Source organism: Edwardsiella tarda ATCC 15947 = NBRC 105688 (genome assembly GCF_003113495.2).
Taxonomy (GTDB): Bacteria; Pseudomonadota; Gammaproteobacteria; order Enterobacterales; family Enterobacteriaceae; genus Edwardsiella; species Edwardsiella tarda.
Window position 1 is genome coordinate 92,745 of record NZ_CP084506.1, and the last position, 12,377, is coordinate 105,121.

8 protein-coding genes, 1 tRNA gene and 1 pseudogene are annotated in these 12,377 nt (G+C 54.3%); 6 read left to right on the top strand and 4 right to left on the bottom strand.

The window, feature by feature from the left end; translation table 11 throughout:
- Positions 1–10: 10 nt before the first annotated feature.
- Complete coding sequence (gene cytR / locus DCL27_RS00550) at positions 11–1,015, bottom strand: DNA-binding transcriptional regulator CytR (RefSeq protein ID WP_071526330.1); 1,005 nt, start codon at positions 1,013–1,015, stop codon at positions 11–13.
- A 293-nt stretch (positions 1,016–1,308) separates the two neighbouring features.
- Positions 1,309–3,504 carry a primosomal protein N' gene (gene priA, locus DCL27_RS00555; protein ID WP_005290923.1) on the bottom strand — a complete coding sequence of 732 codons (2,196 nt, stop codon included), beginning with the start codon at positions 3,502–3,504 and terminating at the stop codon, positions 1,309–1,311.
- Positions 3,505–3,705: 201 nt separating this feature from the next.
- On the opposite strand from priA, the gene rpmE reads away from it, so the two are divergent.
- A complete protein-coding gene (gene rpmE, locus DCL27_RS00560) occupies positions 3,706–3,918 on the top strand; it encodes a 50S ribosomal protein L31 (RefSeq protein WP_005290918.1) in 213 nt (70 codons plus the stop codon).
- Between the two features lie 336 nt (positions 3,919–4,254).
- Here the strand turns inward: rpmE and DCL27_RS00565 are convergent, their stop codons facing one another.
- Together DCL27_RS00565 and metJ are read right to left on the bottom strand one after the other, a co-directional pair.
- Positions 4,255–4,518: a PapB/FocB family fimbrial expression transcriptional regulator gene (locus DCL27_RS00565; protein ID WP_005295615.1), complete on the bottom strand. Its 264-nt coding sequence runs from the start codon at positions 4,516–4,518 to the stop codon at positions 4,255–4,257.
- A 1,011-nt stretch (positions 4,519–5,529) separates the two neighbouring features.
- On the bottom strand, positions 5,530–5,850 hold the full coding sequence (gene metJ / locus DCL27_RS00570) for a met regulon transcriptional regulator MetJ (protein WP_005290910.1): 321 nt from the start codon (positions 5,848–5,850) through the stop codon (positions 5,530–5,532).
- A gap of 293 nt (positions 5,851–6,143) precedes the next feature.
- Between metJ and metB the strand changes: the two genes are divergently transcribed.
- From metB to DCL27_RS00595, 5 genes and pseudogenes are all read left to right on the top strand, one after another.
- The gene (gene metB / locus DCL27_RS00575; RefSeq protein ID WP_035600798.1) at positions 6,144–7,304 is read left to right on the top strand and encodes a cystathionine gamma-synthase; all 1,161 of its coding nucleotides are present in this window, start codon (positions 6,144–6,146) and stop codon (positions 7,302–7,304) included.
- A 3-nt stretch (positions 7,305–7,307) separates the two neighbouring features.
- Positions 7,308–9,746, top strand: a complete 2,439-nt coding sequence (locus DCL27_RS00580; RefSeq protein ID WP_035600801.1) for a bifunctional aspartate kinase/homoserine dehydrogenase II — start codon at positions 7,308–7,310, stop codon at positions 9,744–9,746.
- Between the two features lie 82 nt (positions 9,747–9,828).
- Positions 9,829–9,923: transfer RNA gene (locus tag DCL27_RS00585), tRNA-Sec, on the top strand.
- Positions 9,924–9,954: 31 nt separating this feature from the next.
- A pseudogene (locus tag DCL27_RS00590) lies at positions 9,955–10,193 on the top strand (transposase); the annotation flags it as partial.
- Positions 10,194–10,744: 551 nt separating this feature from the next.
- Positions 10,745–12,367, top strand: a complete 1,623-nt coding sequence (locus tag DCL27_RS00595; protein WP_035596839.1) for an MFS transporter — start codon at positions 10,745–10,747, stop codon at positions 12,365–12,367.
- Positions 12,368–12,377: the final 10 nt, after the last annotated feature.

Genomic DNA, 12,377 nt, shown 5'->3' on the forward strand with positions numbered 1-12,377 from the left:
GTGTAATTCACTAGCGTTTCGCCACCGCTGTGCTGCCACGGATAATTAGCTCGCTTTCCAACAAGCGTGAACCGCTGACAGTCCGGTGATGATGCAGCTGCTCCAGCAGTAAGAGCATGGCCTCGCGTCCAATCTGGTAGCGGGGTTGGGCCACGGTAGTCAGCGGTGGATCGACATACTGCGCGAGGCGAATATCATCGAAGCCGATGATCGAGAGATCATCGGGCACGCGGATCCCCATCTTCCTCGCTTGGGAGAGTGCCCCGATCGCCATCACATCGCTATGACAGAAGAGGGCGGTGGGTGGTTGCGGCAATGCCATCAGCTTAGCTAACGCCTTGGCTCCGGCCTCGAAGGTGAAGTCGCCGTGTACCACATAACCCGCCTCGTTGAGTCCACAGCGGCGCAACGCCTGGATGTAGCCCTGTAGACGATATTGACTCAGCGGCATGTGCTCTGGACCGGCAAGGCTGCCGATACGCTGGTGGCCCAGATCGTGTAGGTAGAGCACCGCTTTGAAGGCCGCGGTCAGATTGTCGATGTGTACGGTTGGCAGCTCCAGTTCGGGGGCGAATTCGTTTGCCATCACCATCGGTGGTAGATTGCGCTGCTCCTCCTTGCTGGCATCGAAAGGGATGTTGGAGCCGAGCAACAGCATGCCGTCGATCTGCTTGGTGATAATCAAGTTAACGAAGGTTTTCTCTTGTTGCATCTGCTGGGCACAGTCGCCGAGCAACACCAGGTAGCCATGCTCGGCGGCGGTGCGCTCGATCCCTTGGATCACCTCGGCGAAGAAGGGATCGCAGATGTCCGGGACGATCACCAGGATGGTGCGTGACTCCCCTCGCTTGTTGCTGCGGGCTAGGGTGTGTGGGGCGTAGCCGACGGCTAAGACGGCCTGCTCCACTTTTTGCCGTGTCGCGGCGGAGACTTTCTCTGGATTCATTAAGGCCCGCGATACCGTTGCGGTCGATACGCCGGCATATTCCGCCACATCTTTCATGGTGGCGTTCATTGCTTTCTCTTCCAACGCGTTTCTCCTTGCGTCAGTCCATACTGGCGCGATGATATGACTTCCCGATCATTATCCCGCGGCGAAGGTAACGATTGCGCCAGCGATAGCACTGCCATACCCGGCGGCATGTTGCTCCATTACCGGGAATGGCTGCCCTGAGCGGGCAGCCGATGGGTATACGATCACATATTAAACGGAACAGCGGGAAGGACCGTTACTTAATTTGCAGGAAAAGTGTGATGTAAATAGATTTTTTCGATCCTGATCGCACTTCATTCGCGCCGAGGAAGCGCTTAACTGTCGATCGGGTCGACATCGAGCGACCATTTTACCCGCTTGTAGGCCGGCAAGGTTGGGAGCAGGGGTAACGTCGCCTGGAGTAATTGCTGTAAGCGGGCGCGTGAGGGGTGCTGCAACAACAGCTGCCAGCGATAGCGTCCACCGCGTTTGGCCTGGAGCGCCGGAACCGGCCCGAGTAACCAGAGTCCTTCGTCACGCAGCGGATGTGTCTCCAGTAGGGTGCGTAGTTGTTGCAAGAAGGCGTTGGCCTGTTGGTTATCGTGGTCATCGGCTCGCACCATCACATGATGAGTGAAGGGTGGCAAGAACACGCTTTGGCGCTCTTGCAGCGCCTGGCAGGCGAAGGCATCGTATCCTTGATGCAGTAGTGTTTGCAGCAAGGGGTGGTCGGGATGATGGGTCTGGAGTAGGACTTCGCCGCGTTTGCCGGCGCGTCCGGCACGTCCGGCCACCTGGGTGTACAGCTGGGCAAAACGTTCCGCGGCATGAAAGTCAGCGGAGAAGAGTGCGCCGTCGACATCCAGGAGTGCCACGAGCGTGACGTTGGGGAAATGGTGGCCCTTCGCCAGCATCTGTGTACCGATCAGAATACGCGCCCCACCCTGATGTACCTCGGCTAGCTGCTGTTCTAAGGCGCCCTTGCGGCTGGTGGTATCGCGATCGATGCGGGTCAATGGCACCTGTGGAAACATCTCGGCCAGCTCGTGCTCCAACTGCTCGGTACCGAGACCAACAGGCACCAGATGGGTCGAGCCACACTGTGGACACTGGCGGGGAACGGGTCGCTGACTGTCACAGTGGTGGCAGCGTAGCAGGTGTTGACCCTGATGCAGCGTGTAGAAGTGATCACAGCGTGGGCATTCGGCGATCCAGCCACATTCATGGCACAGCAGCGCCGGGGCATAGCCACGCCGATTGAGAAACAGGATCACCTGGTTACCGGCATCGGTATGCTGGCGGATGCGTTCGATCAGCGGCGGAGCCAGGCCCGCTTTTAGGGGCAACCCCTTGAGGTCGATCAGATGCTGCGTGGCGGGCTTGGCGTTACCGGCTCGCTGAGTGAGGCACAGGCGGCGGTATTTCCCGACCTCGACGTTGTGTAGCGTTTCCAGTGCCGGGGTAGCGGAGCCGAGCAGGATCGGGATCCCCTCCAGATGGGCGCGCAGCACGGCCAGATCGCGGGCATGATAGCGCCACCCCTCCTGTTGCTTGTAGGAGCCGTCATGCTCCTCATCAATGATGATGCCACCCAGGCGGGCGAAGGGGGTGAACAGCGCTGAGCGCGTGCCGATGACGATGGCACTTTCACCATCGCGGGCACGTAGCCAGGTCGCCAGTCGTTCGCTGTCGTTGAGCCCGGAGTGCAGTACGTCTACCGGCACATTAAAACGCTGTCGGAAGCGGGCGATGGTCTGAGGGGTCAGGCCGATCTCCGGCACCAGTACCAGTGCCTGTTTACCGCGGGCCAACAGGTTCTCTATGACACTCAGGTAGACCTCGGTCTTGCCGGAGCCCGTTACCCCGGCTAATAACCAAGGGCTGAATTGTTCGTCGTCGGCGCGGATGGCGCCGACGGCGGTTGCCTGTTCAGCATTGAGTGTCAGGCGATCGGTGTGAGGGATAAAGGTGGAACGCCACTCTTTAGGCGCTGCCGACTCGCTTTCTAAGGCGATGAGTCCTTTGTTTTTTAATGCCGTAAACGCGCTGTCGCTGAGATCGAACTCTTCGACCTGGTGGCGATAAAGCGTCTGACGTGCCAGGATAGCTAACACTTGTTGTTGCTTCGGCGCGCGCGTCAAGGTGGCGGGGTCGACACGCTCACCCTGTGGGGTCAGATGCCAACGCCAACGTGGGGGATGACAGGCTGCTTTACCCTGGCGTAATAGCATCGGCAGCGCATGAAATAGTACCTCCCCGATGGGATGGTGGTAGTAGTCGGCGGCCCAGCGCAGTAGACGCCATTGCGTGGGACTGAACAGCGGTTCGCTATCGAGGCATTGCTCGACACTTTTCAGGTTTTCCGGTGCCAGCTCGCTGTGTTCACTGGTCGCGACGATGAGGCCAATCATGGTGCGATGCCCAAAGGGAACGCGGACGCGACAACCCGGTTGAGCGAGCATGTCGGCTGGTAATAGGTAGTCAAAGGTGCGGGCCAAAGGTACGGGCAGCGCTACATGGGCTACGGACATCGCGTTTTCCTGCAGGTGAACGGCGTTACAGTGTACACCGGATGGTGCTGGGATCGATGTGGGTGATTGCGTTAGGCGGCTATTTTCTGTATGATTCGCCGCCTTTGATATCGTTTTGTATCAAACCCAATTTTATCAACCACGCGTGGTGTCTGGCGGAAGAGGGCCGGATAGCGACGCGGCCTTAATAGAGGTTTTCCCATGAAAGAAGGTATCCACCCGAACTACGTTGCTATCACTGCAACCTGCTCTTGCGGCAACGTGATCAAGACCCACTCTACCGTTGGTCACGATCTGAACCTGGACGTGTGTGACAAGTGCCACCCGTTCTACACCGGTAAGCAGCGTGATGTCGCTACCGGCGGCCGCGTTGACCGCTTCAACAAGCGTTTCAACATGGTTGGTTCCAAGTAATTTGGATCCGGCGAAAAAGGCACCCACAGGGTGCCTTTTTTTATGGGATCTATCGCGCGGGGTCTTTGCCTTAGCAAGACAATGTGGGCGTGCTCTCCAGTTTTTTGCACGCTCGTCGTCTAGTATACACATGCCCTCGGAGCGTCGAATTATTTCCGCACGAGAGCGACGTTCTCGCGGGGCGGAAAATCTACCCCATTAGGCTAGTAGCTTTGATATCAGCCTGCCTCGCCATATTATTACGGCGCGGTATGGGCATGGTTGATTGCGAGTCGCCCTCGCATCAATGTGGTGACTATACCCGTACCCTACAAGGATGGATTCTTTATTCCATCATTAGCTGAGATGTGGGTACAATTCTAAAATACGTCGACATAGCGCCTGTATTTCCCTTATTTTAATGGAAAGATAGCCAGGATTGACTTGATTGCGCTCGCAAACTAATTTCCGGCTGTGGCCAAGCACAAAATAGTCGCGTAGTGCCATGATGACTTTTGCGCTACGCACAGGCGAGATGTCAACCAGTAGGCGAAATTGCTCTTCAGTTACTTCCCCTGGTTGCAATGCATAACCAGGGTGAGTGAACTCTATTTTTTTCATAGTATTACACCGTAAAGTTATGTGTGAGTATAATCACTCAACTATTACTCTCTCCTTTGAGCTATGAGTGGGTATAGTGCAATACCCCGATAAAACAAGGGTAAGAAATAATGTAGAGAGACAGTAAAAATACTCCTTAACTGATTAAATAAAATATCAGTGTGTTATGGAGTAGCGATAGATGACAATAATGTATCTTATCCTGATATATTATCCTCTTGAATAAGGCTCAGACGGTCTATCCATCCTTAGCTTGTTATAAGTACAACCGACGATATCTATCGCACTATAGGTATACTGGTATTTATATACTCATGGTGTGGCAAAACAGTTCAGTGAGACGAGATACAACATAGCCTCTTTAATCGTTAATGGATTATCAACATACTAGCTGTTAGCATTTGGTCATCATCGATAGCCTATACTTATTCTGAATAAACAATCAGGTTTTATATTGCTGAGAGCAGTATATGTTATCTCTTTTCTTATATAAAGATAAAAGTATGAAATCAAATGCTAGTTTTTTAACAAACAGGTGGTCCTATTCACTATAAATAAAGCGATATTTAGATATAAAATCTGTATTCATTGCTAATTTATAGTATAAAAATAATAAAAAGTGATAAATATCGATAAAATTATCTATTTTATTGAATCGTGGTTATTTAGACTTAACCTAAATGCATGAGGAGAAATATCTTAATTCTTTTCTAATAAAATACTCATTAAAAAGAAAAAATATAAAATATATAAAAAAAGATGAATGGGAAATAAAAAGTAGTGAAAATATTATTGGTGCTATCACTCCTCGTCGATTTCAGGGGATAGGCCGTTGAGCAAAGGGAGGTGAGAAAGAGACATCAATAGTGAATCCAGCAAGGTGCCGGAGAGCGCTGCAACAGGAAGAGGGTCATCGATTCAGTGAGCGGTGTGTGGTATGGGAGGCAGAGACGAAGGCCGGAGTCGTCGGTGATGCGCCGAGGGCGGCGCAGTACCATCCGGCCCTGTACCTTAGTATTCCCAGCTTTCCGGGTCGATCCCCAACTGGCGCATCAGCTCTTTGGCGGCTTCGGGGATCTCGTTGCTACGATCTTTGCGTAGATCGTCATCATCCGGTAGTGGTTGTCCGGTAAAGGCATGCAGGAAGGCTTCACACAGGAGTTCGCTGTTGGTGGCGTGGCGCAGGTTATTCACCTGGCGGCGGGTACGCTCATCCGTGAGGATTTTTAACACCTTCAGTGGAATGGATACCGTAATCTTTTTAACCTGCTCACTTTTTTTGCCGTGTTCAGCGTATGGGCTAATGTATTCGCCGTTCCATTCTGCTGCCATGAGGAGATACCTTCACAAAAAATTATTCCGAGACCAACGGGCTATTATGCCCGATTGTATCCCGTATCCCTAATACAAACCGGGATACGCGGGGGGATCCGCGCGGCAGATCGCGTTTCATGCGCCGGCGCTGACGGTGGATACCCATGATAAGATTGAGTCAATTTTAGCGGCTAATCTCCGCCATCACAATCCATACGCAAAGACTTTTAGATGTCTGGACGTATTGACGTCCAATTTTGCAGCGGTTACGCTCTATCCATTCTCGCGACCATCTCAGGGAGGGTAACCAGGTGAGTTATCAACCGGCAACTCAGGCAGTGCGCTGTGGATTGAACGACGATGAGCAGTATGGCAGCGTGGTTCCCCCGATCCATCTTTCCACCACGTATAACTTTACCGACTTCAATCAACCCCGCGCCCATGATTATGCCCGGCGCGGTAATCCGACTCGCGACGTCGCCGAACGGGCGCTCGCGGAGTTGGAGGGCGGTGCGGGCGCGGTGATTACCGCCAGCGGTATGGGGGCGATTCACCTGATGTGTACCGCATTACTCTCACCGGGAGATCTGTTGGTTGCGCCGCATGATTGTTACGGTGGTAGCTACCGGTTATTCGATAGTCTCGCGCGGCGCGGTGCCTTCCGCGTGATCTTCGTCGATCAGGGAGATGCTCAGGCGTTAGCTCAGGCGCTGGCACAACGGCCGAAACTGGTGCTGATCGAGACGCCGAGTAATCCGCTACTGCGTGTGGTGGATATCGCCGCACTCTGCACGGCTGCCCATCAGGTAGGCGCATTAGCGGCAGTGGATAACACCTTCCTCAGTCCGATATTACAGCAACCCTTTTCTTTGGGGGCGGATCTGGTACTACACTCCTGCACGAAGTACCTGAATGGCCATTCCGATGTCGTCGCTGGGGCGGTGATTGCGCGATCGGCCGAGCTGGCACAGGAGTTGGCTTGGTGGGGGAATAACATTGGCGTGACGGGTGCCGCCTTCGACAGCTATCTCTTGCTGCGTGGCCTACGCACGTTGGCACCGCGCATCGCATTACAGCAGGCCAATGCCTTACGTATTGTCGATTGGTTGCAACAGCAGCCTCAGGTTGCACGTCTGTTTCATCCTTCTCTTCCACATCACCCCGGCCATGCCATCGCCCGGCGTCAACAGCGCGGTTTTGGCGCCATGCTCAGTTTTGAATTGCTGGGTGACGGGGCCTATTTACGGCGTTTCCTAAAAGCGCTGCAACTGTTTACACTGGCAGAGTCCCTGGGGGGGGTGGAGAGCCTGATCTCCCATGCCGCCACCATGACTCACGCCGGCATGGCGCCGGAAGCGCGCAGGGCGGCAGGCATCAGCGACAGCCTGCTGCGAATTTCCGTGGGAATTGAGGACGGTGATGATTTAATCGCTGATCTGGAACAGGCATTTCAGGCAGCAGCAACGAGGTAAGTGATGAGTGCACAAGCGGTAACGGGGCAGCAAGCGGCAGAGCGCCAGCTGCATAAGTTTGGCGGCAGCAGCCTGGCGGATGTGAAGTGTTATTTGCGTGTGGCGGGAATCATGGCGGAGTATAGCCAACCCGGTGACATGATGGTCGTTTCAGCGGCGGGTAGTACCACTAACCAGCTGATTAGCTGGCTGAAGCTCAGCCAAAGCGATCGGATCTCTGCCCATCAGGTACAGCAGGCCTTGCGCCGTTACCAGAGTGAGCTGATCTCGGGGCTATTGCCTGCGGAGATGGCCGAGCCACTATTGGCGCGTTTCATCCGCGATCTTGAGCGCCTGGCTGCCCTGCTCGACGGTACGGTTGATGATGCGGTGTATGCCGAGGTCGTCGGGCATGGCGAGATCTGGTCCGCCCGTTTGATGGCGGCGGTGTTGCAGCAGCAGGGAATGGAGGCGGCCTGGTTAGACGCGCGTGATTTCCTCTGTGCCGAACGTGCCGCACAACCGCAGGTCGATGAAGCCCGCTCTCACCCCTTGCTGCAGAAATTGCTGGCCGAGCATCCTGCTAAGCGCTTAGTTGTGACCGGCTTTATCAGCCGCAACTGTGCGGGGGAGAGTGTGTTGCTGGGACGCAATGGTTCCGACTACTCCGCCACCCAGATCGGCGCCTTGGCGGGTGTGCGCAAGGTGACCATCTGGAGCGATGTCGCCGGGGTCTACAGTGCCGATCCGCGCAAGGTCAAAGATGCCTGTCTACTTCCGTTGCTGCGCTTAGATGAGGCCAGCGAACTGGCTCGCTTAGCGGCTCCGGTTCTACATGCCCGCACGCTACAGCCCGTCTCTGCGAGCGATATCGACTTACAACTGCGTTGCAGCTATCAACCACAGCAAGGGTCAACGCGTATTGAGCGGGTACTGGCCAGCGGTAACGGTGCCAAGATTGTCACCAGCCATGATGATGTCTGCCTTATCGAGTTACATGTTCCGGCAGATCATGAGTTTAACCATGTACAGCAGGAAGTGGAGCGCATCCTGACACGTGTGCAGCTGCGTCCGCTGGCGCGGGGTATTCACCGCGACCGTCGCCTGATCCAGTTGTGCTATACCGCCGAGGTGGTGGGGAGTGCCTTCAAGCTGTTGGAGGAGTCGGCGATCCCCGGACTGTTGCAATTGCGTGATGGCTTAGCGTTAGTGGCGATGGTCGGTGCCGGCGTGAGTCGTAATCCACTGCATGCCCATCGTTTTTATCAACAGCTGAAAGAGCAGCCGGTTGAGTTTATCTGGCAGTCGGAGGAGAGCATCAGCCTGGTGGCGGTGTTGCGCTGTGGGCCGACTGAAGCCTTGGTGCAGGGACTGCATAGTTCGCTCTTCCGAGCGGAGAAGCGCGTCGGTCTGGTGTTGTTCGGCAAGGGCAACATCGGTTCGCGTTGGCTGGAGCTGTTCACCCGGGAGCAGGGTAACCTCTCTGCGCGCAGCGGCTTCGAGTTTATTCTGGCCGGGGTCGTCGATAGCAATCGTAGCCTATTGAATTACGAGGGGTTAGATGCCAGCCGGGCGTTAGCTTTCTTCGACGAGGAAGCTCAAGCGATGGATGAGGAGACGCTATTCCTGTGGATGCGTGCCCACCCTTATGATGATCTGGTGGTGTTGGATGTGACTGCCAGTGCTGCGTTGGCGCAGCAGTACCGCGATTTCGCCAGTTATGGCTTCCATGTGGTCAGCGCCAACAAACTGGCCGGTGCCGCGGCCAGCCAAGAGTACCGTCAGATCCGTGATGCTTTCGAGAAGACAGGGCGTCACTGGCTGTATAATGCCACTGTCGGCGCCGGCCTGCCGGTCAACTATACCGTGCGTGATCTCCGTGATAGCGGTGATACGATCCTTTCTATCAGCGGTATTTTCTCCGGTACGCTCTCCTGGCTGTTCCTGCAATTTGACGGTACGGTGCCATTTAGCGCCTTGGTGGATCAGGCTTGGCAGCAAGGGCTGACGGAGCCGGATCCGCGGGTTGATCTCTCCGGTCAGGATGTGATGCGCAAGCTGGTGATCCTGGCGCGTGAGGCGGGTTATGACATCGAGCCCTCACAGGTGCGAGTGGAGTCGTTGGTCCCCGCCGGTGGGGAGCAGGGCTCCATCGACCATTTCTTCGAGAATAGCGAGGCCTTGGACGAGCAGATGTTACAGCGCCTGGAGGCCGCTAATGAGATGGGGCTGGTATTGCGCTATGTGGCTCGTTTCGATGCTAATGGCAAGGCGCGTGTCGGTGTTGAGGCGGTACGCGCCGATCACCCGCTGGCGGCATTGCTGCCATGCGATAACGTCTTCGCTATCGAGAGTCGCTGGTATCGTGATAATCCGTTAGTGATCCGAGGCCCGGGTGCCGGGCGGGACGTGACCGCAGGCGCTATTCAGTCCGATCTCAATCATCTGTCACGCCTGTTATAAGGTCTCTCCCTACCCGGCGTGCTGGGTAGGGATTTCCTCTTGTGCGCACTGCATGGTTTTAGGGTATACTCGCGCCCGCGAGGGAAGATCGTCGTCTCCGGTGAGGCGGCTGGACTTCAAATCCAGTTGGGGCCGCCAGCGGTCCCGGGCAGGTTCGACTCCTGTGATCTTCCGCCAAATATCCTCTTCTGTGATCGCAGACAGTCCCATGGCAACGTCGACGTTCAGGATCACAACTGCGCACTGACAGCAAAGCCCTTATCAATCGAGGCTCCATCACTTTCTGGCTGGATGACGATGGCGATTCAGGCCTGGTATGAGTCAGCAACGCCCGCATCACGGGGACGACCTCAGCGCTATTCTGCCCACGCTATCACCACTACCCTGGTGGTTCAACGTGTCTTCTGGCTGACCCTGCGGGCCGCACAGGACTTTATTGACGCTATCACGGTGAGAAAATTAGAGTAACTATTTTGGCTCATTGGTGTTAATTACAATGATTTGCCAAGTGCTCATGGGTTCCTTTTGTTATCGCTACCTCTACTCATTGACAAAAATTATTCTATGCTTATTTATCAATAAATCATCATTAATTATTAATGAATGCCGATGAGTAGGTGCTGGTTTATTTAATTCTCTCTTTTCGATAATCCTAATGTTATATCTATTACTCTTAGGCTAATTATTTATTTTATAAATCATTACTGCCATCGACTTTACCCTGATAAGGCGGAGTCGTTATTTGAATTTCATAAAGTGTAGCCATAAAGTGGGCAAGGTGCACGAAGTTACACCTTATCGATTGAATCGTTCACTAGAGAGCGCAGAGTAATGTGGTGAACACGATCATAATGAACCATGGCTATTCATCTCTTGTCGCGTTACTTACTCAGTCGATTGATATTCAATACAGTATGACAACCTCGTTGTCACTCATCGTTCATGCTTATCCACTGAGTTGCCTTGATTATATTAATGACTCGATCAGGATTAATATTATGGAACGCAGTCCGGTAAAAAGTACACTGATGTGGCTACCGCTTATTGTCGTCTGTATCGCCCAGATAGGGACTTCCGGCGATAACGCCGTGCTCTCGATAGCGACCAATGAGTTTATCCATAAGTTGGCGGCCTCAATGGATCAGGTGCAACTGGCCAACATTGTCTACAGCTTGTTGGCCGGTGCCCTGATGGTCTTTGGTGGCATGTTGGGCATCGCCAAGGGATTCAAGCGTGTTTTTATGGCGGGAGCAGCCTTATGCGCGGTCGGCGAGGCGCTGGCCGTGATGGCTCCGACCATGGCGCTACTGATTTGGGGCGCGCGGACACTTACCGGTTTAGGCGCCGCCCTGATGATCCCATCTGTTTTGGGCGTGATTGTCTCGCTGTATGAGGGGAAGGCTCGCGCCATTGCTTTTGGCGGCGTGGGGGCTGCGACCGGTTTTGCCGTGGTGATTATGCCTGTCGGTGCGGGTTTTATTATGGATTTACTCGGCTACCGTGCGGCGTTTCTGACGCTATCGGTGTGGTTTATCGCGGTTTTTCTGGTTGCGTGGAGGAGTATTCCGGAGATTAAGCCGAGTCGCATACGCATTGACTATCTCGGTACCCTGCTGGTCTCGCTCGGTTTACTGTCCTTTATCATCGGCTGTTCAAAGATCAGTCTATGGGGATTGATTGAACCGATGTCTGCTCCTTTCACCTTCTTGGGGGTGTCTCCGGCCCTGCCTTTGGCACTCCTTGGCGTCATAATCATGGCGGTGACCGTATGGGTAGAGAAGCGTATTGAAGAAAAACATGGTGCCGCATTACTCCCTCGTTCTTTTCTTCGTACCCGCCAGGTGCGCAATGGGCTATATGTGACCGGGCTTATTTTTGTGGTCTTCGGCGGCGCTTTTTTCGTGATTGTCTCTTGGGTTATGGTCGTCGCCGGATGGAGCGGGATTGAATCCGGTCTGGCCATGATGGTCATGGCCATCCCTATGATCGTGCTGTCTCTTACTATTCCAAAGAAAGCCAGTCACCTCTCTCCTCGTGGGGTTGTGCTGGCCTCCACGGCGATGGTGGTAGCCGGAACTGTATTGATACTGAGTGCATTATTGCCTGATGGCTTCGATCCGATACTGATGTATCCCGGCCTCGCCCTGCTTGGTGCCGGACAGGGTGGGTATTCCTCTCAGTCTGCCATGATTGTGGCGGCGGCCCTGAATCCCCGTGATGCGGCACAATCTGGTGGTATTCAATGTTCTACGCGCAATGTTTGGCAGGCGGCAGGTGTGGCGATCATTGGCGCGGTGATGTTGTTCGGCTCGACCGCTATCTTTAAAAACCGGATTGAAAATGGCGAGGTCTCCACGATCGTAAAGGTTTATGTCGCCAACACGCCGGTTCATGGTTTTATGGCCAATCAGGCCATGTTGGAACGCATTCAGAATGCCGGAGCCTCGGCCGAGGAGGCGGAGAAGGCGCTGGCTATCTATAAAATCGCCCGTATTGAATCAGCTCGTTGGGCGTTTTGGTCACTAGTACTGTTGGTATTACTCCATATTCCCGGTTTTATGGGTATCCCCACTCAAGGCTGGACGGTGAGGGCAAGCAGCGAAAAAGTGGGTAGCGATTAAGTTATCTGAT